At 66.3% G+C, this 23,677-nt stretch carries 19 protein-coding genes; 6 read left to right on the plus strand and 13 right to left on the minus strand.

The features are described 5' to 3' along the window. Window positions 1-11 precede the first annotated feature (11 nt). Window positions 12-1,631 (minus strand): benzoylformate decarboxylase, encoded by a 1,620-nt coding sequence (gene mdlC, locus WKW77_RS06060; protein ID WP_340355940.1) that lies wholly within the window; start codon window positions 1,629-1,631, stop codon window positions 12-14. 121 nt (window positions 1,632-1,752) lie between these two features. Here mdlC and WKW77_RS06065 point away from each other — a divergent pair, with 121 nt between their 5' ends. Continuing rightward, entirely contained in the window at window positions 1,753-2,661 is a 909-nt protein-coding gene (locus WKW77_RS06065; RefSeq protein WP_340356200.1) for a LysR family transcriptional regulator, read from the plus strand. A 166-nt stretch (window positions 2,662-2,827) separates the two neighbouring features. Here WKW77_RS06065 and WKW77_RS06070 read toward each other — a convergent pair whose 3' ends face one another. Then, window positions 2,828-4,060, minus strand: coding sequence for a porin (locus tag WKW77_RS06070; RefSeq protein ID WP_340355941.1), 1,233 nt, complete (start codon window positions 4,058-4,060; stop codon window positions 2,828-2,830). A 109-nt stretch (window positions 4,061-4,169) separates the two neighbouring features. After that, entirely contained in the window at window positions 4,170-5,279 is a 1,110-nt protein-coding gene (locus WKW77_RS06075; protein ID WP_340355942.1) for a M14 family metallopeptidase, read from the minus strand. A gap of 139 nt (window positions 5,280-5,418) precedes the next feature. On the opposite strand from WKW77_RS06075, the gene WKW77_RS06080 reads away from it, so the two are divergent. Then, complete coding sequence (locus tag WKW77_RS06080; RefSeq protein WP_340355943.1) at window positions 5,419-6,321, plus strand: LysR family transcriptional regulator; 903 nt, start codon at window positions 5,419-5,421, stop codon at window positions 6,319-6,321. A gap of 166 nt (window positions 6,322-6,487) precedes the next feature. Beyond that, the gene (locus tag WKW77_RS06085) at window positions 6,488-7,828 is read left to right on the plus strand and encodes a chloride channel protein (RefSeq protein ID WP_340355944.1); all 1,341 of its coding nucleotides are present in this window, start codon (window positions 6,488-6,490) and stop codon (window positions 7,826-7,828) included. Window positions 7,829-7,845: 17 nt separating this feature from the next. Here WKW77_RS06085 and WKW77_RS06090 read toward each other — a convergent pair whose 3' ends face one another. Both WKW77_RS06090 and WKW77_RS06095 read right to left on the minus strand, forming a co-directional pair. After that, on the minus strand, window positions 7,846-9,870 hold the full coding sequence (locus WKW77_RS06090) for a 4-oxalomesaconate tautomerase (RefSeq protein ID WP_340355945.1): 2,025 nt from the start codon (window positions 9,868-9,870) through the stop codon (window positions 7,846-7,848). Window position 9,871: 1 nt separating this feature from the next. Then, window positions 9,872-10,843, minus strand: coding sequence for a Bug family tripartite tricarboxylate transporter substrate binding protein (locus WKW77_RS06095; RefSeq protein WP_340355946.1), 972 nt, complete (start codon window positions 10,841-10,843; stop codon window positions 9,872-9,874). A 162-nt stretch (window positions 10,844-11,005) separates the two neighbouring features. Here WKW77_RS06095 and WKW77_RS06100 point away from each other — a divergent pair, with 162 nt between their 5' ends. Further along, the gene (locus WKW77_RS06100; RefSeq protein ID WP_340355947.1) at window positions 11,006-11,935 is read left to right on the plus strand and encodes a LysR family transcriptional regulator; all 930 of its coding nucleotides are present in this window, start codon (window positions 11,006-11,008) and stop codon (window positions 11,933-11,935) included. Window positions 11,936-11,971: 36 nt separating this feature from the next. Here the strand turns inward: WKW77_RS06100 and dctA are convergent, their stop codons facing one another. The 8 genes from dctA to WKW77_RS06140 all read right to left on the minus strand — a co-directional run bounded on the left by dctA (window position 11,972) and on the right by WKW77_RS06140 (window position 21,736). Further along, window positions 11,972-13,306: a C4-dicarboxylate transporter DctA gene (gene dctA, locus WKW77_RS06105; protein WP_340355948.1), complete on the minus strand. Its 1,335-nt coding sequence runs from the start codon at window positions 13,304-13,306 to the stop codon at window positions 11,972-11,974. Window positions 13,307-13,389: 83 nt separating this feature from the next. Further along, window positions 13,390-14,736: a class-II fumarase/aspartase family protein gene (locus WKW77_RS06110; RefSeq protein ID WP_340355949.1), complete on the minus strand. Its 1,347-nt coding sequence runs from the start codon at window positions 14,734-14,736 to the stop codon at window positions 13,390-13,392. A 52-nt stretch (window positions 14,737-14,788) separates the two neighbouring features. Beyond that, on the minus strand, window positions 14,789-15,619 hold the full coding sequence (locus tag WKW77_RS06115; protein ID WP_340355950.1) for an HpcH/HpaI aldolase/citrate lyase family protein: 831 nt from the start codon (window positions 15,617-15,619) through the stop codon (window positions 14,789-14,791). Window positions 15,620-15,629: 10 nt separating this feature from the next. Next, window positions 15,630-16,820, minus strand: coding sequence for a CaiB/BaiF CoA transferase family protein (locus WKW77_RS06120; RefSeq protein ID WP_340355951.1), 1,191 nt, complete (start codon window positions 16,818-16,820; stop codon window positions 15,630-15,632). A 31-nt stretch (window positions 16,821-16,851) separates the two neighbouring features. Beyond that, complete coding sequence (locus WKW77_RS06125) at window positions 16,852-17,712, minus strand: HTD2 family dehydratase (protein ID WP_340355952.1); 861 nt, start codon at window positions 17,710-17,712, stop codon at window positions 16,852-16,854. A gap of 151 nt (window positions 17,713-17,863) precedes the next feature. Next, on the minus strand, window positions 17,864-20,650 hold the full coding sequence (locus WKW77_RS06130) for a hybrid sensor histidine kinase/response regulator (RefSeq protein WP_340355953.1): 2,787 nt from the start codon (window positions 20,648-20,650) through the stop codon (window positions 17,864-17,866). 32 nt (window positions 20,651-20,682) lie between these two features. After that, window positions 20,683-21,351 (minus strand): hypothetical protein, encoded by a 669-nt coding sequence (locus WKW77_RS06135; RefSeq protein WP_340355954.1) that lies wholly within the window; start codon window positions 21,349-21,351, stop codon window positions 20,683-20,685. Window positions 21,352-21,397: 46 nt separating this feature from the next. Continuing rightward, window positions 21,398-21,736 (minus strand): hypothetical protein, encoded by a 339-nt coding sequence (locus tag WKW77_RS06140; protein WP_340355955.1) that lies wholly within the window; start codon window positions 21,734-21,736, stop codon window positions 21,398-21,400. Between the two features lie 562 nt (window positions 21,737-22,298). On the opposite strand from WKW77_RS06140, the gene WKW77_RS06145 reads away from it, so the two are divergent. Continuing rightward, window positions 22,299-23,015, plus strand: a complete 717-nt coding sequence (locus WKW77_RS06145; protein WP_422823131.1) for a GntR family transcriptional regulator — start codon at window positions 22,299-22,301, stop codon at window positions 23,013-23,015. 70 nt (window positions 23,016-23,085) lie between these two features. After that, window positions 23,086-23,637, plus strand: coding sequence for a VOC family protein (locus tag WKW77_RS06150; RefSeq protein ID WP_340355957.1), 552 nt, complete (start codon window positions 23,086-23,088; stop codon window positions 23,635-23,637). Window positions 23,638-23,677 lie beyond the last annotated feature (40 nt).

A 23,677-nucleotide genomic window follows, 5' to 3' on the forward strand; every position in this document is an offset into this window, starting at 1 on the left:
CGCGGTGTGGATCAGGCGACCTGAACCTCTACGACGCTGGGCGCCGTGCTGGCAAGGGCGCGATCGAGCACACCCCTCAGGCCGCCGGAATTGCTGACGAGGGTGGCATCGCACCCCATGCCCTTGGCCAGCGACAGGAAGTCGATGTCGGGCAGTTCGGTTCCCTGCACGACGTCGGTCGCAGAGAACCCGAACACGGGCGCGAAGTCCTGTAGCGCAGCGTAGCGGCGGTTGTTCAGGATCACGAAGGTGATCGGCAGCTTGAGCTGTGCGGCACTCCAGAGGGCCTGGATCGAGTACATGCTGGAGCCGTCGCCCATGAGGCAGATGACGCGCGTGCCCGGTTTGCCGAGCGCGACACCGACTGCTGCAGGCATGCCGTAGCCGAGTCCGCCGCTGTCCATCGTGTAGAAGGTCTCGCTGCGGGTGATCGGCAGATAAGCCTGCATCACCGGTCGCGCGCTTGGCGCTTCCTCGACCACGATGTCCTCGGGCGCTTTCACTTCGGCCAGCGTCTGAAGGACATAGGCGACCGACATCAACGGCGAAGGCTCTGCCCTTGGTGCCTGGGTCCTGGCCGGCGGAACAGCCCGGGCTTTCGGCGTCGGGCGGGCGAGGAGATCGAGAACTCCCAGGCGAATGCTGCCGACTGCCGATGTTCCGACCGGCGTCCAGGCCGCGGTGTCCGGGTCCTCGGTGAGCTGGCACAAGGTGGCACCGGTCGGGATGTGTGGTCCTGCGCCTTCGACGTGGTAGGCGAACGCGGGCGCGCCAATCGCGAGGATCAGGTCATGGCCAGCGAGCAGTTCGACGATCCGCTCGCGCATCGCGGGCAGGAAGCCGGCGAACAACCGATGATCTTCAGGAAAGCTGCAACGGCCCGACATCGGCGCTGCCCACACGCGGGCGTTGTGCGCCTCGGCCAGAGCAACGACCTCGTTCCACGCGTTGTCCCGATCGATCGCGGCACCCGCGACGATCGCCGGTCGATCGCTTGCATCCAGGGCTTCGCCGATCTGTGCCAGAACGGCGGGCTGCGGGCGAAGTTCCGCACTGACGATCCTTGCCGGCACGTACTCTGCCGGTTGGTCCCAGTCGTCTACCGGCACCGACACGAGCACGGGGCCACGCGGCGGCATCATCGCGATGTAGTACGCGCGCGCGATGGCCTGGGGCACATCCTGGGCGCGCGCCGGCTCGATGCTCCATTTCACATACGGCTTGGGCAGCTCGGTGGCCTGGGCGGAAGACAGGAACGGGTCGAAAGGGAGGATGGAGCGCGCCTGCTGGCCCGCCGTGATGACCATCGGCGTGCGATTCTTGTGCGCGGTGAAGATGTTGCCCATCGCATTGCCCACGCCTGCTGCCGAATGCAGGTTCACGAACGAAGCGTTGCGTGTCGCCTGGGCGAAGCCATCCGCCATGCCGACCACGGTGGCCTCCTGCAAACCCAGCACATAGCGGAAGTCGCCGGGAAAGTCCCGGAACATCGGCAGTTCCGTCGAGCCCGGATTCGCGAACACCGACGTCATGCCGAAGCGGCGCATGAGGTCGACGACGGCGTCGCGAACGGTGACGGTGGTGGGTTGCTTGGCCGTCTCGATGGCGGCGCGCGGCACAGGTCCGGTCATTTCGTGCATTTCCTCTGTGGTGCGCCGGATGCGTCGCGGCGCTTGTCTCGATGGCGCCAGTGTGAAAGTTCGTCGCCTTCATGAAAATTGCTTTTTTGAGAGAAAGTCATTAGCGTTTGGCATGACTTTCGATCTCCGATCTCTGATCGCCTTCAACGCCATCGTTTCGTCGGGAAGCCTCGGGCGAGCGGCCGAGGCCATGAACGTGACGCAACCGGCGCTCAGTCGCACCATTCGCAGGCTCGAGGACGAGGTGGGCGCCCCTTTGTTCGAGCGTCACTCCAAGGGAATGCAGTTGACGGATGTCGGGAGGGCGTTGCAACCGCACGCGATCCTCCTGCAACGCGAGTCAGAGCACGCGAACGAGGACATCAAGGCGATGCTCGGCCTGGCCAAAGGCACCATTCGCGTCGGGGCAGTCGGCAGCATCGCCTGCCTGGTGCTTCCATTGGCGATCGGTCGCACGTGCAAGAAGTGGCCGAATCTCCAGGTCCAGGTCATCGAGGGAGTCTGGGATCGCCTTGCCGATGCGCTCGTCACGCGCGAGATCGACCTGGCGCTGGGGGTCGACATCGAGGACACGGACGAGATCGTGGCCGTCAAGGATTGCCGTTGGGAGGACACCAGCTACGTGGTCGCGGGCCGGCGCCATCCGCTGCGCAAGAAGGCAAGGCTCAAGCTCGCTGATACGCTGCAGGAGCGTTGGGCCATACTTCCGAAGGGAACCGGGCCTTTCGAGCACATGAAGAAGGTTTTTATGCGACACAACCTGGCACTGCCCAACGTCGTGGTCGAGACACGCTCGGTGACCGCACTCAAGAGCTTGATCGGCCACTCGGGCTTTCTTGGCTGGATGCCCGAGCCCATGTATGACGCCGAGCGAAAGGCCGGCCTCATCGACGCCCTGGAGATCCCGGGCGCGAGCGACAAGAGAACGCTGACTGCCTTCCGCCGAAGGGCCGGCATGCTGCCCGGTCCTTCGATCAAGCTTCTGGAGGAGTTGCGCGCCATGACGGGGCAGCAGCCTTGACCGTCAGGAAACCGGAGCCGAAGCGTGCCAAGGGGGACTCATACACGGTGGTGCCTACTGCTTGATTTGGTGGCCACCTACGAATCCCGATTGACAGAAGCTCCCCGCCGCCTGGTTGCGCCTTTCACCGGCGTGGCCCCAAGGACGGCGCGCGCTGCAAGGCGAATCAGAATGCGTGGCGAATGCCGAGGTCGTAGCCGGTCGAGGTCGTCGGGGTTAGCGTCCTGCCGTTCATGGAACTCAGGTGCTCCGGGCCGCCGACCCTCTCTTCTGCGCCATTTCTGTTGCTCAGGCGCGCCACCGTGGCGTACATGGCCGTGCGCTTGGACAGGTTGTGCACATATCCGAGCGCGAACTGGCTGGCTTTCGGCTCCGGCGTTGCACCCAGCAGGCGCGTGTATTCGATCCTCGAATAGGACGCACGAATGATTCCAGGGCCGACCGGCAGCGTGGCACCGAGCACCCACCCCTTCGCACCGGGATTGGGCATGTGGGCAAGGCGGTGCAGCGGATGCGCGCGATCCGTCACTGCCTTGGCGTTCGAGTATTCGCCCATGAGCTTGACCGTGCCCAGGTCGTACGAGGCGCCCAGGTTCCACAGCTTGAGCACGGTGGTCGTGCCGTCGAAGAAGTCGTCCGCAATCGTGCTTTCGCCGTAGGCGAGAGCGACGTCCAGCGGGCCATTGGCGTAGCCGCCGCGAGCACCGATGTAGCGGCCGGTGCGTTGGCTGTCGGGCCTGATCAACAGGGCGCCGTCACCGTCGGTCGCCCCTGGGATCGCGGGCTTGTATTTCTCCGCTTCATTGAAGGCGTACATGAAGTGTCCATAGGCGCCTCCCAGGTTCGGCGGCAGGAAGTAGCTGACCGAGTTGCTGGCCCGAATGTGCGTGCGATTTTCTGCGAAGCCGTTCTGGAAGCGGCCTGGACTGCGCTTGCCGTTGGCCTGTCCGACCGCGCTGGCCCCCACCCCATTGTTGCCGAACGGATCGAACACGCCGTCGTTGTAGGACGTCGGCGTGAAGTCGCGGCCGAGACGAAGCTCCCCGAAGAAGCCGGACAGGCTGACCGTCGAACGACGCTGCCAGTTCATGCCGCCGCCGATCGCCCGGCCGGACCCGTCGTCGTTGTTCACCGCGCCTTCGAGCCAAAAGCCGGCGGCCAGGCCGCCGCCGAGGTCTTCCGTGCCACGGAAGCCCAGACGGCTGGAGTGGTAGGCGGAGTTGGTCAGGACGGTGCGGCGGGTGGTGGCGCTGCCTTGGGTCGGGAATTGCCGGTCTTCGGCCTTGTTCACGTAGCCACTGATCGACACGTCGAACACACCGAACAGCGTGACAGACGATTGAGCCGAAGCAACGCCGGCAACAGCCAGGCCTGCCACGGCGGACAGAGTTCTTTTCATTGGATATGTCTCCCTTACGCGGCCGGAGCGGCCGCAGCCTCGAATGGGCGGCGCGGCAGGCTGACAGCACCTGCCGGTGATGCGCGCACCAGTCAGTGAAAACAGCGCTTCAGCGGCCGAGCGCCAGGCAGGCCTGCAGCAGCGCGACCCGGCATTGGCCGGCGACCATCCCTCGCCATTCGTCGTGGTCCACGTAGAAGGCGTCGCGCAGCTGCTGCTTGATCTCGGCGCGCTGCGCGTCGCTGGCCGCGTGCGGGTGGCGGTACAGCCATTGCTCGGCCCGCAACGCCTCCAGGGCCGGCGTCTCGTGCGTGCCGTACTCGAGCGTGATGCCCAGGCTCTCGGCCTGCGGGCATTCAGCCACCACGGCGGTGGCCGCATGACCCACCACCTGGGGCGAGGCCGAGTCGCCTTCCCAGGCGGCGACCACGTCGGCGCCCCAGACGGCGCGCGCCTGGCGCAGGTTGTCCGTCATGCCGGGCAATCCGTTGTGAATCTTCTCGCCGTGGCCGCACGGGCCCAGGCCGGTGTGCACGTCGATCCAGGCAATGCGCCGCTGGCCCTCGCCATGGCGGCGCAGGATCGCGCGCAGCGTGCGATTGCTCCAGCTCGGCGCCGTGCCGGCGTAGAACAATCCGTCGGCAAACTCGGATTGCCCCATGACGAGTGCTTCACGGAATGCGTTCTCACCATGGACTGCCACGTAGTCCTTCATGGCCTGGGCGTTGGCTGTGGTGGGCGGCCACTCGGCGGGAAGCATCAGCGCTTGCACCTCCGCATAGGCGGGGTTGCGCCTGGGCTGCGCGAAGTCGATGAAGTTGCGGTTGAGGTCGATGTTGTGCTCGTTGGTGCGACGCAGGTGCGAGAAGCCATACGGGTTGATCGCATGGATCAGGAGCACGGCGACGCCGCGTTCGCGCGCCTTCTGAAGCAACTGCGTGTCTTGCAGCAGCGCCAATTGGCAGCCCGAGCCGCAGAAGCCCTCGACCCCATGCACGCCCGAGCTGAGCACGAGCAGCGATGCGTCGCCGGCCGCCGCGAACAGGGCCACGTCGGTGGCCAGCGTCTCGCCCTGGGCGCCGAGCCGGTCGTAGAGGACGTGGTGCTCAAGACTGGCACCGGCCAGCTGGGCAGCGGCAATGAACTTCGCGCGCGCTTCGGCGTAGTCGGCCGAGAAGCAGGCGCGCACCGACCGGTCGTTCATGGGGGCACTGTTCATCATCAGGTTCTCCTTGAGGCTTGTAGGGAAAGGCAGAGCTAATGTAGAAACAGTGCCCGGCAAGCAAAAGACAGAATCTTTTTGTTAGTGATCGATTGAATTGATAGAAGAAATTCCTCTCGGCGGGCCGCACCTAACCTTGCGTCAACTCCAGATCTTTCGTGCGGTGGCGGAGTCCGGCAGCATCCGTTCGGCCTCGCGCCAGGTGCACCTCACCCAGTCCGCGGTCACTCACGCCATGCGTGAACTCGAGCGCAGCCTGGGTTCGACGCTGTTTGCGCGCGACGTCAAGGGCGTGGTGCCCACCGTCATCGGCGCGGCCCTGCTGCGCCGCACGCGCCTGCTCTTCAACGAGGTCCGGCGCACGAAGGACGAGATCGCGCAACTGCGCGACGGGACCGGAGGGCGGCTGTGCGTGGCCTTCAGCGGGGCCGCTGCGCAACTGCTGCCGGAGGCTCTCGTCGAATTCCGCCGCCGGCGACCCGGCGTCGAGCTCGATCTGCGCGAACTCAGCCTGCCCAGTACCGACGAGTACTGGCGTAACGGCGACTGCGACTTTGCATTGATCAGCGAGCTGGATGAAGCGAGCGATGGCCTCGAACGGGAACTCCTGCTCGAGCAGCCGCTGGTCGTGCGTGCGCGCCCGAGCCATCCCCAGGCCAACGCGCGCTCGCTGCGGCTGCTGGAGCAGTGCACCTGGCTGGTCCCCGGCTATGGGCGGGCCTTGCTGCAGCGCCTCTTCGCCGCCCAGGGCCAGCCGCCGCCCACCGACGTCATCTCCTGCCAGTCCTCGCAGTTGGCGATGACCCTGCTTCACCACACCGATGCGCTGGCGTTCGTGGTCGGCAATCCCCTGGGCGGGCGATTTAACACGCACGGGCTGGTGCAGCTCCCTCTGCCGGGCCCCCTCGCCATGCTGCGGATCACGCTGCTGGTGCCCGACGGGCAGGCATTGACGCCTGTGGCGCGGCTGTTCGTCGAATGCCTGCGCACGGCGGCCGGGGATGCCTCGCGGGCGCTGAAGGGCCGACAGGCCCTATAGCGCGGCGAGAAGCCTGTCGATCTCCGCCGGCGTGCCGATGCTGATGCGAACCCAGTCGGCGAGGCCGCAGGTCGTCACCGGGCGCAGGAGAACCGGCCTGACCGGGGCGCCGTCGACTGCCCCTCCTGCGTGAAGCGCACCACTGCCTTGGCACAATCCCAAGGAGATGAACGCTGAACCGGACTTCCTGGCCAACCTGCGCACCGAGTTGTCGAGTTGGCGCCTCTGGGTCGATCGCGCCATCGTCCTTGGCTATGCCTTGCTCGCCGGACTCTTCGTCGTGGCCTTCACCCTGGCGGCGAACTGGGCCTTCGGCCTGTTCGAAGCTCTTTATTCGAGGCACGCATGGGCCGTGCTCGTGTGGACCCCCGTCCTGACCGCGGGCATTGTCTGGGCCACGAGGCGATGGTTCCCAGGCTCTGCCGGGTCCGGCATTCCTCAGGTCAAGGCTGCACTGCATTCGGAGTTTCCCGCGGGGCGGCGCGGCAGCCTGGTGTCGCTGCGGTTGACACTGGCAAAGATGGCGCTGGGCGCGGCCAGCTTCGCCGCCGGCCTCTCGGTCGGGCGCGAGGGTCCCTCGGTGCAAGTGGCGGCGGGGGTCATGCAGCATGCCCGGCGATGGCTGTCCCCGGGGTCGAGCGTCGACATGCGCGCCCTGCTGGTCGCCGGTGGCGCGGCCGGCATCGCTGCAGCGTTCAATGCGCCGCTCGCGGGCGTGGTGTTCGCCATCGAAGAACTCACCGGCAGGCTCGAGGCGCGGGCCAGCGGGGTCATCCTCACCGCCATCGTGCTGGCCGGCCTGGTGGCGGTGTCGGCCTTCGGGAACCTGAGCTATTTCGGTGTGATCAGGGTGCCGCGCCTGGGGTGGGACCTGGTGGGGCCGGGCTTGACGGTGGCCCTGGGAGCGGGGGTGGCCGGCGGACTGTTCTCCCGCCTGATGATCGCCTCCCTGACCGGTTCGCCTCAACGTCTCAATACCCTGCGGGCCCGCTGGCCCGTTCGATTCGCGGCCGTCGGCGGGCTCGTGGTGGCGGTGCTCGGGCTGGTGAGCGGCGGCGTGACTTTCGGTGCCGGTTCCGAAGCAGTGAAGCAGATGCTGGCAGGGCACGACGAGCTGACGCCGCTCTTCACGCTGCTCAAGTTCATCGCCACGTGGATCACCGCCTGGTGCGGCGTGCCGGGCGGCATCTTTGCACCATCGCTGTCCATCGGCGCGGGCATCGGCGAGACGGTGGCCCGGTTCGCCACGCCCGACATGGGCCCCGCGCTCATTGCAATGGGGATGGCAGGCTTCCTCGCTGCCGTGACGCAGGCGCCGCTGACGGCATTCATCATCGTCATGGAAATGGTGGACGGACATTCGATGGTGCTGAGCCTGATGGCGTGCGCCATGTTGGCAAGCCTGGTGTCGCGCATGATCAGTCGCCCCCTGTACGAGGCATTGGCGCACCACCTGGTGGCGACCGCGACCGCGAGTTCAGGCCAGGGCAAGCCGCAAGAGCCTTGAACCGGGAAGCTCGCGTCTCAATCCAGCGCGAGTTGGCGTGGCTCTTTCGGTGCGATCCCGGCCTGAGCCACGACTTTGCGCCAGCGCTCCAGATCTCCCTGCATCCTTTGCGCGAGCGCCTCGGCCGTCCCCGGCTCGGCTCGCGCGCCATGGCTCTCGAAACGTTCGACGACTTCGGGATCGCCCAGGACCTGATTGAGCGCCCGATTGAGACGCTCGATGGTGCGGGGGTGCGTGCCACTCGGCGCGAACAGCCCATACCATTGCTCGACATCCAATCCCGCAACCCCCTGTTCCGCGAGCGTAGGCACCTCGGGCAGGGCCTCGAGCCGCTTCGGCCCCGCCACTGCCAAGGCGCGCAATTGCCCGGCGCGAATGAACGGGTAGGCGGTGAACAGGCTCGGGAACATCACCTGGGAGCGGCCGGCTGCGGTGTCGGCAATGGCCGGTGCGGCCCCTTCGAAACTCGAATGCGACATCGAGGTGCCGCTGCTGAGCTGGAACAGTTCGGCCGCAAAGTGCGGAGGCGTCCCATCGCCGGCCGACGCGTAGTTGAAGCAGCGAGGCGCTTCCTTCAGCCGCGCGATCAGCGAGCGCAGATCGGGCGCGCCCTTGTGCGGATGAGTGACCATCAATGTCGATGACGAACCCACCAGGCCGATGGGAGCAAAGTCCTCGACGGGGTCGTACCCCAGCTTTTGCAGGGCGGGATTCATCGCGTGCGTACCGACATAGCCGAACATCAAGGTGTTCCCGTCCGGTGCGGAGCGCGCCACGTACTCGCTGGCGATCGCGCCGTTCGCCCCCGCGCGGTTGTCGACCACCACCTCCTGCCCGAGCAGCGGGCCCAGCTTGGCGGCGAGGATGCGAGCCATCGTGTCGTTGCCGCCACCGGCGCGCGTCGGCACGATGATGGTCAACGGCTTGGCCGGAACGGTCGAGGGTGCCGCACCCTCCGGCTCGGGGCGCGAGAAGACGTACTCGGGCAGATGCAGTTCGCCTTGCATGATCTTTCGCGCAGTTCGCACCAGTGCGGCGCGCTCCACCGTCGCGGCGTCCGAGCTGCCCTTCAACTCCACTTCGACATCGATCCGGCCGGCGGGGTGCAAGACGACCAGGCTGTGGCGTCCCGGTTCGCGCGCGATCCCGCTCGCGACCGTCCCCGGCAAGGCGAACGCGCTTGCGACGCCGATCGCTCCCGTCACCGCATGCGACGCATGGCACTTGCGCGGCGTGAAGTAGCGCGAGGTGATGGAGTCGCTCGAATCCCCCGCGCTGACCAGCACGGGTTTCGGAATGACGCTGTCGGACACGTCGCCCAGATCCATCATGCGGCCCGCCTCGAGGCGAAGCCGCTCCAGCCGCTCGAGCAGCGCGGTGTTCGCATCGAGCGCGGCTGGCTTCTCGCGGCCCGTGACGCCGAGGTCGCCGGCGCGCACGATCATCAGCGGCATGGCGGCGTCGATGCAGGTCACCTGTATGCCGTCGATGGAGTCGATCCGCTTTCCTGTGGGAAAGACTTTCCCCGTGACCGCACCCCAGGCATCGAGGAAGTTCAGCAGGATGGGCGCGGCCGTGCCGGCAACACCATCGATGCGCGCATCGCCCTCGTAGGTCACGCGGCCGCCTGGCGTTCGCACGGTGACGTCGATGCGCGACCCGGTGTTGACGTTGTAGACGCGAACGTCGGTTGTTCCGTTCGCGGCCGGAACCAACCCCTGCTCGATCGCGAAAGGCGCAACGCCGGAAAGCATGTTCCCGCAATTCGGGCGCGTGTCGACCGACTGGTGGCCGACACCCACCTGCGCGAAGAGGTAGTCGATGTCGCAATCCGGGCGCGACGATCGCGACACGATCGCGACCTTGCTGTTGAGCGTGCTGCCGCCGCCGACGCCGTCGAGCTGCAGCGGGTCTGACGCACCGATGGCGCCGATGAGCGCCTGGTCGCGCGCCTCGTCGTCTTCGGGCAGCCAATCGCGCAGGAAGAAGGGCCCGCGCGACGTGCCGGCGCGCATGAGCACGCAAGGGATGGTCCTGTTCATGTCATTCCGCGGTGATCTTGGCCGCCTGAACGACCTTCTTCCACTTGACCTGCTCTTGCGCGACGTAGGTGCGCATCTGCTCGGTCGTCATGGGCGACACCTCGGCACCGTGTTCTTCGAGGCGCTTGATGACGGTCTTGTCGGCCAGCACCTCGTTGAGCACCTTGTTGAGCTGCTCGATCACCGGCTTGGGCGTTTTCGCCGGAGCGAAGATGCCGTACCACTGCGAGACGTCGACGTCGGCGATCCCCTGTTCCTGCAGCGTCGGCACGTCCGGCATGAGCGCAGAACGTTTCGAGCCCGCCACGCCGACCGCTTTCAGCTTGCCGCCCTTGACGTAGGGCATGGCCGTGAACAGGCTGGGGAACATCACCTGCGTCTGGCCGGCGATGGTGTCCGTGATGGCGGGCGCGGAACCCTTGTACGGCACGTGCAGCATGCTGGTCCCGGTCGAAAGCTTGAACAGCTCGGCGGCGAAGTGCGGCGCCGTGCCATTGCCTGCCGAGGCGTAGCTGGTCTTGTCCGGCGCGGCCTTGAGCATCGCCACGACTTCCTTCGCGCTATTGGCCTTGACCGCCGGGTTGAGCACCATCAGCGTTGCCGATGATCCGACCATTCCGACGGGCTCGAAATCCTTGACCGGGTCGTAGCGAAGCTTCTGCAGCGCCGGGTTCATCGCGTGCGTTGCGATGTAGCCCAGCATGATCGTGTAGCCGTCCGGCGCGGCGCGCATGACGTACTCGCTGGCGATGGCGCCGTTGGCGCCCGCCTTGTTCTCGACGATGACGGGCTGCTTCAGGATGGCCGACATGCCCTGTCCGATGACGCGTGCCATCGCGTCGTTCGCGCCGCCTGCGGCCGTCGGGACCACGAGCGTGATCGTCTTCTCAGGATAGGCAGCGGCCGCATTTGCGCAGGCGAGGGAGGCCACGAGTGCGACCGCGGCAACGAGGCGATGTTTCTGGGCGTTCAATTTGTCTACTCCGGTGGATGTCTGGTAGGGAAACCTGAGGGCTTCTTGCTGTTTTGTCTTCGGGGGAATGTTCCGCTCCCCGGAGATTTCTGTGAATTGCATGTTTAGGATCGATTGATGCACACTGTCGATCAGTGACATTGCATCCGGAGCGCATGCGCCATGGCCATCAACTTCAATCTCAACGATCTGCAGGCTTTCCGGGCCGTCGCCGAACTGAAGAACTTCCGCAAGGCGGCCGAGGCGCTGCATGTCTCGCAGCCCGCGTTCAGCCGGCGCATCGAGAAGCTCGAGGAAGCCCTGGGCGTGCGGCTGCTCGACCGCACCACGCGACGCGTGAGCCTGACTTCGGTGGGGCGCGACTTCGATCGCGCGGTGCAACAACTGCTGGACGACCTGGACCACACGCTGCTGGGTATCCGCGGCGTGGCGGCCACGCGCATGGGCGAGGTCACGATCGCCTGCGTGCCGTCGACGGTCTACTACTTCCTGTCGCAGGTGATCTCGCGCTACCACGAGCGCTATCCGAAGATCCGCGTCAAGGTGTTCGACGCCAGCGCCAACGAGGTGCTCTCGGCGGTGTCGCGCGGGGAAGCCGACTTCGGACTCAACTTCGTCGGGGCCAAGGAACCGGACATCGAGTTCAAGCCCTTGCTGGAGGAGCGATTCGTCGCGGCTTGCAGGCGCGACCATCCTCTGGCGAGCAAGCGCCGGGTGAACTGGACTGAACTGGGACAGTACGACTACATCTCGGTCAGCAAGGCGTCGGGCAACCGGCTGCTGCTGGACCAGGCTCTGTCGGGCCTTCCGGGCCGGCCGCAGAGCATTTACGAGACCCAGCACGTCACGACGATGCTGGGCCTGGTCGAAGCGGGTCTCGGCGTGGCGGCGGTGCCTTCGAGCGCCATGCCGGACGCGGATCACCCCCTGCTCGTGAGCGTGCCACTCTACGACCCGGTGATCACGCGCAAGATCGGGCTCATCCGCCGCAAGGGCCGGACCTTGTCCCCGGCTGCACAGCAGCTCTATGCTTTCTTTTCGGAGATGAAAGCAAAGCGCGGCAAGCCCGCCGGCCGCCGCGCTGTGAGTTAGCCTGAGCAGGGCGATAGCCGATGCCCGCCCCCAAATTCAGTGTGCCGTGCCGGGCTGGCCGACCGGCAACTGCAAGTCCCCGGAACCCTCTTCGAGCTCGTGTTCGGTGTTGGCGTAGTTCGCCGCCAGTTCGCGCCGCAGCACGTCCCGGTCGCACGCGTTCTCCCAGATCGAGACAACGATGCAGGCCACCGCATTGCTGATGGTGCTGGTGAGCGCGCGCGCTTCGGACATGAAGCGATCGATGCCGACGATCAGCGCCACGCCGGCCACCGGAAGATCGGGCATGACCGTGAGCGTCGCGACCAGGGCGACGAAGCCACTGCCCGTCACGCCCGCGGCTCCCTTGGATGTGAGCAGCATGATGCCCAGCATCGAGCCGATCTGGAGCCACGACAGATGGATGTCGCAGGCCTGGGCGATGAACATCGAAGCCAGTGTCAGGTAGATGGCCGTGCCGTCGAGATTGAACGAGTAGCCGGTCGGCAGCACCAGTCCCACCACGCCCTTCTTGCAGCCAAGCCTTTCGAGCTTGAGCAGGAGACGAGGAAGCACCGGCTCGCTGGAGGAGGTGCCGAGGACGACCAGCAACTCTTCCTTGATGTAGCGCATCAACTGCCACAGCTTGAATCCGTGCAGGCGCGACAGCACGCCCAGCACCACCGCGACGAAGAAGATGCAGGCCACATAGAAAGTGCCGATCAGCAGTCCCAGCGAGCCAATCGACTTGATGCCGTAGCGACCGACGGTGAATGCCATGGCACCGAACGCACCGATCGGCGCGAGCCGCATGATGATCCCGAAGGCCGCGAAGAGCATGTGCGAGAACCCGTCGATGCCTTCGAGCACCGGCTTGGCGTTGGTGCCGATCTTGGTCAGCCCGAATCCGCAGATCACGGCGAGAAGCAGTACCGGCAACACCTCGCCTTCGGCGAACGCGCCGAAGAACGCGTTCGGAATGATGTGCATGACGAAGTCGGTGAAGCCGTGGATGTGCACCTGATTCGCGAAGCGGGTCGCCACGGAGGCGTCGAGGTTCTTCGGGTCGATGTGCATGCCGGCGCCCGGCTGGAGCAGCAGGACGGCGACCAGGCCCGTGGCGAGCGCCAGGAGCGTCAGTGCGTAGAAGAGACCCATCGCCTTGAGCAGGGTCTTGCCGATCTCCCTGGAGTCACCCAGCGAGGTGATGCCGCTCACGATGGTGCAGAACACCACCGGCGCGATCATCATCTTCACGAGCTTGACGAACCCGTCGCCGAGCGGCTTGAGCGCGGCGCCGAACTCGGGCCAGTAGTGGCCCACGGCGATGCCGAGGACGAGGCCGATCAGGACCTGTATGTAGAGCAGCTTCAACAGCTTTCGGATGTTCACGACGTTGTCTCCAGAGTGAGGGTGCGGGGATGCATGCCGGTCTTCGCCGGCTCGGTCCTGTGGCGGAAGGTCCGGTGGCTGGCTCAGCGACGGGCCGCGAGGACGCGATCGACCATCACGCCCGCCTGCCCGATGTTGTTTGCCGGATCGCACATCGCTTCGAGCTGGCCTCGCGTGACGTGCTTCTTGATTTCCGGGTGGTCGACCAGGATCTCGATCAAAGGCCGGTTGTCGGCCAGTGCCTGGCGACACAGGTCATAGACGAGGTCGTGCGCATACTCGCGGCCGATGTAGGGGCCCAGGCCCATCATCACGGCCTCGGACATCACGAGTCCGTTGGTGATGTCGATGTTGGCGCGCATCCGCGTGGCGTCGACTTCCAGGCCCTTGAGAATGAACTTGGTCTGCTTCAGGGCGCCCGACATCAGGCAGAAGATCTCCGGGAGCGACACCCATTCGATCTCCCACGGGCCGGTCGAGCGCTCGTGGTCGGCGACCATCGCATCCATCAGCGCGGCCGCATGCTGGCGCGCCACCGAGATGTTGGCGTGGATGTAGAGGCAGGAGATGGGGTTGCGTTTCTGGGGCATGGTCGACGAGGAGCCTCGACCGGGCGCGAAGGGCTCGAAGACCTCGGCCACTTCGGTCTGCATCATCAGCTTGACGTCCATCGCGATCTTGCCCAGCGAGCCGCCGACCAGCCCGAGGAAGGCGCCGACCTCCGCGATGGTGTCGCGAACCGTGTGCCAGGAGATCAGTGGCTGTGCCAGTCCCAGTTCCTTCATCAGCCCGGCCTGGGTTTCCATGGCGCCCTTTTCGAGCGAGGACAGCGTGCCCGACGCGCCGCCGAACTCGCCCATCAGGACGCGCGGCTTGAGCTGCTGCAGGCGCTCGCGATGACGATCGATGCCGGCCAGGATGCTCGCCATCTTGTAGCCGAAGGTGATCGGCGTGGCCTGCTGCAGGTTGGAGCGTCCGATGATGGGCGTGTCGCGGTACTTCTTTGCCAATGCGGCGAGCGCGTCGCCGATCTCGTCCAGATCCTGCTCCACGAGCGCGAGGCCTTCGCGCATCTGGAGCACGGCGGCCGTGTCGGTGATGTCCTGCGTGGTGGCGCCCCAGTGGCAGAACTCGCCGAGCTTGTCGCGGCAGTTCGCGTTGATCTGGTTGACCACGGCGATGATCGGATAGCCGATCTGCTCCGTCTTGGCCTTCAGCTTGGCCCAGTCGATCTGCGACAGGTTGCAGTTGCGCACGATCTCGTCGGCCGCTTCCTTCGGGATGATGCCGAGTTCTCCCTGCACCTTGGCGAGGGCGCGCTCGATGTCCAGGTACTTGGCGGTGCGGTTCTCGTCGGACCAGACGTCGCGCATGCGCGCGTCCGTGAACATGTCGCCGAAGATGCGTGAATCGATGATGGTGGAGGCCATGGTGCTTGTCTCTTTCGGTTTGGATGGAGGTGGATGAACTCGGGAAGGGCGGTCAGGCACGGGCCAGCGCCAGCGTGCGTTGTGCCTGCAAGACGACCGGGCGATCGACCATGCGGCCGTCGAGCCGGGCGGCGCCGGGCGAGGCCGCATCCGCGTCGAGGACGCGTCGGGCCCAGTCCAGAGCCTCTGCGCTCGGTCGCAGCGCGTCATGAATGGGCTGCACCTGGCGCGGGTGGATACACAGCTTCGCGCCGAAGCCGAACCGTCGCGCCTCGCCAAGGTCCGACAGCAGGCGGGCCTCGTCGTCGAGCTGGGGCGTCACGCCTGCGATCGGTGCCGGAAGGCCCGCCAGGCGCGAGGCGATCGCGATGCGGCTGGCCGCATAGGCGAGGCCCGAGCCGTCCGTGGAGATGTCCATGTCCAGATCGAGCGCGAAGTCGAGCGTGCCGAAGACCAGCCGCTGCGCGCCGGCGGTCGCGATGCGGTTCACTTCCGACACGCCCCGGGCGCTTTCGATGAGCGCGAGGACGCCTGCGCCGGGCAGCGCCGCACGGGTCTGCGCGATCTGCGCGGCCGACTCGGCCTTCGGCAGGAGCACGCCGATGCCGTCCGCATCGCGCAATGCCGCGACGTCGGCGTCGAACCAGGGCGAGCTGGCGTCGTTGATTCGCACGACGACGCGCGACCGGTCTGCGGGCGTCGCATGCTGCAGCCATGCCGCGACGAGGTCGCGTGCACTGGCCTTGTCGTCGATGGCCACGGCGTCCTCGAGGTCGAGGACGATCCGGTCGGCGCCACTGGCCAGTGCCTTGCTGAAGCGTTCCGGGCGCATTCCGGGCACGAAAAGGTAGGTGCGCGCGTTGGGCAGCGATTCGGCGGACATCACGGTCACCTCAGACGGCCTTGGCTGCGTGCAGCCCTGCGATCTCGGTCGGGCCCCAGCCGAGTTCGGCCAGGATCGCGTCGGTGTGTTCGCCGAGCGCGGGCACCGGGTCCATGCGCGGGCCGGTGTCCCAGGTGCCGGGCGGCAGCATGGCGGGCACCGGTCCGACGGCTGTCCCGACCTCGGTCCAGCGGCCACGCGCCTTCAGTTGCGGGTGCGCCCAGACGTCCCTCATGGTGTTGACCTGGGCATTGGCGATCTGCGCTCGCTCGAGCCGCTCGACCACCTGCGCACCGGTCAGCGGCTCGAAGGCGTCCACGATGATCTGGCGCAGCGCGGTCCGCTCGGCGACGCGCTTGAAATTGGCGGTGAACCGTGGGTCCTTCGCGAGATCGGGCTGCTGGAGCACCTTCTCGCAGAAGCTGACCCATTCGCGTTCGTTCTGCAGGCCCAGCATCACGGTCGTGCCGTCGCCGGCGGGGAAGGGCCCGTAGGGGTAGATCGTCGCGTGGCTGGCGCCGGTGCGCGGAGGCGGCTCGGCGCCTTCGAAAGCGTAGTAGAGCGGGTAGCTCGTCCATTCGGCGAGCGACTCCAGCATGGAGATGTCGATGCGCTGGCCCTTGCCGGTCTGGCCGCGCTGCAGCAGCGCCGCGAGGATGCTGCTGTAGGCGTACATGCCGGCGGCGATGTCAGCGATCGAGGGGCCTGCCTTGCAGGGCTCTTCCGGCGTGCCGGTCACGGAGACGAAGCCGGCCTCGCTCTGGATCAGGAGGTCGTAGGCTTTCTTGTCACGGTAGGGCCCGGGGTTGTGCAGGTCGTCGCCATAGCCGGAGATGTCGCAGACGATCAGGCCCGGCTTCGCGGCCGAAAGCTTGTCGTAGCCCAGCCCGAGGCGCGTGGCGGCGCCCGGCGCCAGGTTCTGCACGACGACGTCGGCCTTCTCCATGACGAGGCGCTCCAGGATGGCGGCCGCCTCGGGGTGCTTCACGTCCAGCGTCAGGCTTTCCTTGGAGCGATTGGTCCAGACGAAGTGCGACGCGAGGCCGCGAACGCGCTCGTCGTAGCCGCGGGCGAAATCGCCCGAACCCGGGCGCTCGATCTTGATGACGCGCGCCCCGAGGTCTGCGAGCTGGCGAGTGGCGAAGGGCGCGGCGATCGCGTGCTCCAGCGTGACGACGGTGATGCCCTTGAGTGGCTGCATGGTTCTGTCTCTTCTGATGTCGTGGTCGGGGTCAGCGCAGCACCGCGGTGGCGTCCATGGTCAGCCAGCCCTCGTGGTCCGAGGCCCAGAGATGGATCGTCTTGCCGTCGGCCTGCGGTTGGCCGCTGACGTGGAAGGGATTCAGGTCGAAGGTCGGACGGACCGCCTTGAAGCGGAAGCTCGCCACGTCCGCGTCCGGCATCTGGCGGCGCAGCAGGTCCATCAGGAGCGTCGCGATCAGCGGACCGTGCACGATCAGGCCCGGATAGCCTTCGACCTCGGTCACGTAGCGGCGGTCGTAGTGGATGCGGTGGCCATTGAAAGTCAAGGCCGAGTAACGGAACAGCAGCACGTCGTCCGGCACGACCTGGCGGCGCCACGCGGCCTCGACCGGCGCGGTCTGGGGTGGCGGTGCGACGTCGCTCGGTCCCTGGGCCTCGCGGTAGACGATGTCATGGAACTCGACCAGCGCCGGCTCGCGGGCCTCGTTGCACCGCACCTCGTGGCGCACCTTCACGAACACGAGCTTGCCGGTGCGGCCTTCCTTGGTCGTGACGTTGTCGATGGTCGAGGTTCGCGTGACTCGATCACCCACTCGGATCGGCGAGCGGAACTCGAACTGGCTGCCGGCCCACATACGCCGGGGCAGCGGAACGGGTGGAAGGAAGCCGCCGCGCCTGGCGTGGCCGTCTGCCCCGATCTCGCTTTGCCGGTGCATCGGCAGGAAGTAAAGCCAATGCCACAGGGGCGGGAGCGGCGTGCCCGATTCGACCGCCATCGCCGGATGGTCCAGGGTCGCGGTGAGTGCAACCACCGGGGTGGGATTGATCGTGTCTTCGACCCTTTCGCTCCGTCCGATCCACGATTGCAGCTGGTCTTGCTGTGCTTCCAATGTCGTCTCCTTGGTCGAATGCCCAAAATTGGCATCCGTTCTGGAGACGAAGTTTGCAATCCTCGTTTCTTCAAGAGAATTGCAAGATTTGGTCCTATTGATGCATCCTGGGCATCAGCCAGGCTTGGCTCGGCTCCCGAAAGCTGCAGACCTATTCCACGCCAAGGGACTTCGCTATGTCCTCAGGCCGAGCCGGCTTGACCAGGTGCGTGTCGTAGCCTGCATCGATGGCTTGCCGCCTGTCCGACTCCTGCCCGAATCCGGTCAGCGCGATGAGCTTCATTGCGCGGGTTCCGACATCGGCTCGCAGCGCGCGAGCGAGTTCATAGCCGTTCATGCCCGGCAATCCGATGTCGATCAGCGCCGCTTCGGCGTCGAAGTTCCGCAAGACCTCCAGAGCCTGCACCGCCGAGGAGGCCGTGCGTACCTCGTGGCCTTCGCTCACGAGCATGCCAGCCAGACTCTCGGCCGCATCCGCGTTGTCGTCGACGACGAGAATCCGTCGGGGCCTTGCGGCAGCGGCCAAGGACGCGGCTCCGTCCAGAGGCCGCGATGGCATGGGCTCGTTCACGCGCAGCGCGGGCAGACGAATGGTGAAGCAGCTTCCTTGTCCGGGGCCGGCGCTGTCTGCCCGAATCGTCCCGCCGTGCTGCTCGACGACGTTCTTGGCGATGGCAAGGCCGAGCCCCAGTCCGCCGCTGCTGCGCGAGAGGCCTTGCTCGCCCTGCACGAACTGTTCGAAGACGTGAGGCAGAAGGGCCGACGAGATCCCCTGGCCTTCGTCGGTGACAGTCAGCAAAGCCTCGCTCCCGTCGGGACTCAACTCGACCACGATGCCCTTGTCGCGCGGGGTGAACTTCGACGCGTTCGTCAGGAGATTGCACAGCACCTGAGTGAGCCGCAGTGCATCGCCGCGCACATGAACGGTCTTCGCGGGCAGGACGACCCGAGGCGGGTCGCGCTTCTCGAACGCCGGCGCGCAGAGTTCCAGCGCGCGACCGATCACCTGCTCCAGGTCCACGTTCTCGAAGTTCAGCTTGATCTTGCCCGCCGCGATACGCGAGACGTCCAGGAGGTCGTCCACCATGCGCACGAGATGCCTGGCCTGGCGGTCGATCATCTCGCGCTCGCGGGCAAAGGCGGTCGGGTCCCTGCGCTTCATGAGTTCCAGGGCCATGATGATCGGCGCGAGCGGGTTGCGCAGCTCGTGCCCCAGCATGGCGAGGAACTCGTCCTTGGCCCGGTTGGCGACCTGCGCGTGCTTCAGTGCCACTTCGGACTCGCTGAACATCCGGACGTTGTCCAACGCCAGTGCGGTGCGGTGCGCCAGTTCGGCGATCAGCGCAGCATCTTCCGCGGCGAAGTGGCGACCGGACTCTGCCTGGAGCGCGGCCATGGCGCCGATCGTGCGACCACGCGCGATCAGCGGGACGGCACAAACGGCCCGCAGTCCCACGAGCTCGGCGAAGTGCCGGAAGCTCGGGTCGTTGAATTCCGCGAGATCTCCCGGTTCGAGATTCCGCGTGTACATGTCGCCTGTCTTCACGACGTACGGAAACGAGCCTGGTGTCTCGGCGGACGATGTCCGATTCGCCACGAACTCCCTGATCGTCTCCGCGCGCAGGGGGTCTGAATGGTGCGTGAGCTTCCGTTGCAGCACGCCGCGCTCGTCCATCAGGTCGATGCGACAGAAATCGGCGATCTGAGGCACGACGATCGATCCGATGCTCTCCAGGACGGCCGACTCCTCGAGAGAATGCGACAACTGGTCGCTCGCGTTGGCCAGGATTTGCAGCCGCCGCTGCGCTGCCACTGCCGCGCCCCGTGCAGCCAGCGTCTTGGTAAGCAGCTCTTCCCGCTCGGCCTCTTGCCGCCCGCGCAGCGTCGCGGCCTCGACGAGCGCTTCCGAGACTTCGTCGATCTCGCCGATGCCGGTGCTCGCACCGGTGATGGGCAGGCCCTGGCCCAGGGCCTTGGCGTCGTCCCGCAAGGCTGCCACCGGCCGAGCGATGCTCCTGGCGATCTGCCATGCTGCGAGAGCTGCCAGCAGAAGCGAGATCGCCAGCCCCCCGCCATAGGCAGAACCGGAGCTCCACAGGGACCGGTTCAACGCAGAGGTGGGCGCCCCCAGCGCGATGGTCCACCCCGCCCAAGGGATGCGAACGACTGCGGAGCGCACCTTCTGTCCCTCCACGGTCGACGTGAAGCCCGTGGCTTCGTTCGACGTGCCCATGCCTGCGAGGAGCGCTTCGAGCGTAGGGCCCGGTCTGGTGCCGAACGATTCCTCGTTGCGATGCGATCTCGCCACCCGCACGTTGTTCGAATCGAAGGCCGAAACCACCCATCCTTCGGGTACCTCCTGACGCTCGATGACCCGATGGATCGCGTCCGGGCTGACGATCGCAGTCAGGACATAGGCGAGCTCTCCGCCGCGCTTGACCGGAACGCGCACGGTGAAGCCCTGAGTGCCTCGCGGACCACGGGTGACCGGGCCGACGACCGGCGTGTCAAGGCGCACGGCCTCCCGGAAACTGTCCGGCTCCATGACGCTCCATTTGACTGATCCGAGCTGGCTCTCGGTCCCGAAGAGAACGTCGCCGTTCGGCTTTGCCAGGACCACGCCTCGCCATTCCGGATGCGAGTCGCGCACCGACTTCGCGAGTTCATGGGCAAAGCGGAGGTTTCCCGGGCCTGCCTCCACTTCACGCATCTGGTCGACGAGCGCCAAGGCCTGTAGGGCTGCTGCCGTGAGTCGCAGCTCGTTGTCGATGGCAGTCGCGATCGCGCGGGCCAGTCGAAGCGTGCTCTGCGAGATCTCGTCTCTCTGGTTCTGCAGCATGGCACCCAACGCAAGCGCGGACATGAGCGCCACCGGCAGGATGGCGCCGATGGCCATCGACAGCAGTCGGTTCCGAAGGGAGGCGCTCGTTCTTGCCATGCCCGGGATTGTGGAGCACCGATGCCACCGCATCAGCGCCGCATGGATGGCAGCTTCGCAAGCCAGCCCGCCAGCGCACAGACCAGGAGAACGGCGGCCAGCGAGCTGAATGCCATGGCCTTCGGCGACGGCGGAGGTTGGGCACTTGTCATGCCGACGACCGTGAAGCCAAGAACGACCAGCGTCAGGATGGCGAGTGCGGCCCGCCTGCCCCGGGACAGGTGGCATCCGGGGAGAAAAAGACAAAGGCCGAAGACCACGATCGCGGCCTCGACGGCCAATGCAACCGACATGTTCTGCCACAGGCCGAGGCCCACGCGGGGCGAGCCGAAGCCGGCCAGTGGCAGCTCGGGCCTGTGAACCAGCGCATCCAGAAGCCAGTGCGAGAAGACGGCGGCGGCGACCAGTGCGGCGACGCGCTTCCTCGAAGGTCCGAGGCGACCGTACGCGGCGAACGCCGTCGCTCCCGCCAGCGCGGACCAGCCGATGGCGGCCAGCAACCCATGCGAGTAGGGGAACGTGAATTCCGGCTGATGCGTCCTGGTGAAGTCCGCAGGCAGCGTGACGGTCTCCCAGCCCAGCAACACGAAGAGCCACAACACCATGTCGAGCAACAGCCCGGCTGCGACGAACACGCCCACATTCACACGCCGCTCGGCGCGCTGCAGGGCCAGGCCGACACCCATGTGACCAGCAAACATCGGAACTCCTTTCCGAAGACGGACACGCGCGGTGCCGCCTTTCTCTTCATTCGAATCCGGCCCTTCTCAGTCGTCCATAGAACTCGCGGCAGTCCTCGATCCGAAAGATTCCGTTGGGCTCGTCCTGCGTGCGCCAGTTGGCAGAGCGCACCCGCATGAGGTCGGGACGGCCGTCCACGTGATAGAAGGAGACGGCGACCAGGTAAGGCCCAGGAAAGGTCAGCCTGAAGAACTCATCCTCCATGGTGCGCGCCTCATGGATTGCGAGAATTGGCTTCGGTCGCCAGTTGGCGACCAGGGAACTGGCCTTCGAGTGGGCGTCGTTCATGCCGGGCAGCGGGGTTGCCGAAAGCGAATCTTGCCACGCGGGGTCTTCCGCAAGCAATCTGATGGCAGCGCCTCGTTTCCGGCCCGTCCTGTTCTTCGGGCCCCGCATTGCTGCGGGCCGTGAAAAGAAGCTTTCCCCGCGGGTTGAGAGCGCCTTGGTTAAAGCGGCTCACCCGTTTGGGACAGGGCTACCCTTGCATTCGTGGAATTCACCAACGCATCGACATACTCTTCGACGGCAGCCAAGTCGCGCTTCCCCTCGCGCAGCGGTCGGGGCGCTGGCACTCGCGCGAATGTCTGGCGCCATGATCGACGGGTTGAGCGAGCAGGAAGTTCGAGCATTCCGTTCAACGCTCGAACCATCGTGCAGCGGGCGCGGGAATCCGGCTAACGAGCGACATGCCTCGACTGTCGCGCCATCGACAAGACCGCCCGCAACTCGGCAACCCCGGGCGGCTTGGCCAGGTGGTCGTCGAAGGACGCTGCTTTCGTGTGATCCCGGTCCGATGCCTGCGCCCAGCCGCTGAGCGCCACGGTCCAGATCTTCGGCTCGCCGCCGAAGTCGTGGCGCAGACGATGATCCGCAAGCCCAGAAAATATTGTGCAAGCAATCTTGTTTTGTGCATAAAATCAGATCCATGCAAAACGCAGACCCCATTTCGAACCCGCCGCCGCTGGTCGAGCAGGCTTTCACGCGCCTGCGCGCCGACGTGCTCGCGGGCGCCTTTGCCGCGGGCGCGAAGCTCAAGCTCGACGAGTTGCAGGGCCTCTACGGCTATTCGAGCAGCCCGCTGCGCGAGGCGCTGAGCCGGCTTTCGCAAGAGGGCCTGGTGCGCGCCGACGAGCGGCGCGGCTTCCGTGTCGCACCGATCTCCGCCGAGGACCTGGCCGACATCACGCACATGCGCGTGATGCTCGACGTGCCGGCGTTGCGCGAATCCATCGCGCACGGCGACGATGCCTGGGAGGCGACCGTGATCGCCGCGTTTCACCGGCTCGAAAAGGTCGAGTCGCGGCTGAGTGACGGCCCCGTGGTGCTCGACGAGGAATGGAGCGGGCTTCACCGGGCCTTCCATCTCGCGCTGGTCGAGGCCTGTCCCTCGGAGCGTCAGCGCGCCTGGGGCGCCAGCCTGTTCGATCAGGCCGAGCGCTACCGACGCTACTCGGCACGCTTTCGCCGAAGCGCGCGGCGCAAGTCGAACGAGCATCGCAAGCTGATGGATGCGGCGCTGCGGCGCGACGCCGACACGGCCTGCGCATTGCTCGAGGAGCACATCCTGAGCACGCAGCGCAACGTGCTCGCCGCGCTGCGGCATGCCGAAGGCGCCGAACGGTAGGCCGCGGCACTTTTCACGCGCAAGCGGCGCAGAGCCGCGTTTCGCCACAACCACCACAACTGGAGACTGCATGCTCAAGGTCAGCCGACCCACGCCCTCGCATTTCGGGATCTACGTGACCGATCTCGAACGCATGGTGGCGTTCTATACCGAGACCTTCGATCTCACGATCACCGACCGCGGGGAAGGGCGCACCTTCAAGAACACGCTGGTGTTCACGAGCGCGAGCGCCGACCAGCACCACCAGCTCGTGATCGCGTCGGGCCGCCCGAAGGAGGCCACCTTCAGCACCGTGATGCAGATCTCCTTCGTGGTGCCGAGCATCCAGCACCTGCGCGACATCTCGGCGCGCGCGGCGGCACGCGGCGCCACCGAGGTCCGCGGGCTCAACCACGGCAATGCGCTGTCGGTCTACATGCTCGACCCCGAGGGCAACACGGTCGAGGTCTACGTCGATACCCCGTTCTACGTCTCGCAGCCGCATGGCGACCCGCTCGATCTCTCCAAGGACGACGAGACGCTGATGCGCGAGACCGAGGCCATCTGCCGCCGCGACCCGAGCTTCATGCCGCTCGCGCAGTGGCAGGCGCAGTTCGCCCGCCAGTCGCCCGCGCCGAACTGATCGGACATCCCCCCATTCACTTTTCGCCTTCATCCACCGG

The sequence above is a fragment of the Variovorax ureilyticus genome (assembly GCF_037889935.1).
GTDB lineage: Bacteria > Pseudomonadota > Gammaproteobacteria > Burkholderiales > Burkholderiaceae_C > Variovorax > Variovorax ureilyticus.

Coding starts and splice junctions, on each gene's coding strand:
- mdlC (WP_340355940.1), bottom strand. CDS start 1,631: ATGACCGGACCTGTGCCGCGCGCCGCCATCGAGACGGCCAAGCAACCC.
- WKW77_RS06065 (WP_340356200.1), top strand. CDS start 1,753: ATGACTTTCGATCTCCGATCTCTGATCGCCTTCAACGCCATCGTTTCG.
- WKW77_RS06070 (WP_340355941.1), bottom strand. CDS start 4,060: ATGAAAAGAACTCTGTCCGCCGTGGCAGGCCTGGCTGTTGCCGGCGTT.
- WKW77_RS06075 (WP_340355942.1), bottom strand. CDS start 5,279: ATGAACAGTGCCCCCATGAACGACCGGTCGGTGCGCGCCTGCTTCTCG.
- WKW77_RS06085 (WP_340355944.1), top strand. CDS start 6,488: ATGAACGCTGAACCGGACTTCCTGGCCAACCTGCGCACCGAGTTGTCG.
- WKW77_RS06090 (WP_340355945.1), bottom strand. CDS start 9,870: ATGAACAGGACCATCCCTTGCGTGCTCATGCGCGCCGGCACGTCGCGC.
- WKW77_RS06100 (WP_340355947.1), top strand. CDS start 11,006: ATGGCCATCAACTTCAATCTCAACGATCTGCAGGCTTTCCGGGCCGTC.
- WKW77_RS06110 (WP_340355949.1), bottom strand. CDS start 14,736: ATGGCCTCCACCATCATCGATTCACGCATCTTCGGCGACATGTTCACG.
- WKW77_RS06115 (WP_340355950.1), bottom strand. CDS start 15,619: ATGTCCGCCGAATCGCTGCCCAACGCGCGCACCTACCTTTTCGTGCCC.
- WKW77_RS06120 (WP_340355951.1), bottom strand. CDS start 16,820: ATGCAGCCACTCAAGGGCATCACCGTCGTCACGCTGGAGCACGCGATC.
- WKW77_RS06130 (WP_340355953.1), bottom strand. CDS start 20,650: ATGGCAAGAACGAGCGCCTCCCTTCGGAACCGACTGCTGTCGATGGCC.
- WKW77_RS06135 (WP_340355954.1), bottom strand. CDS start 21,351: ATGTTTGCTGGTCACATGGGTGTCGGCCTGGCCCTGCAGCGCGCCGAG.
- WKW77_RS06150 (WP_340355957.1), top strand. CDS start 23,086: ATGCTCAAGGTCAGCCGACCCACGCCCTCGCATTTCGGGATCTACGTG.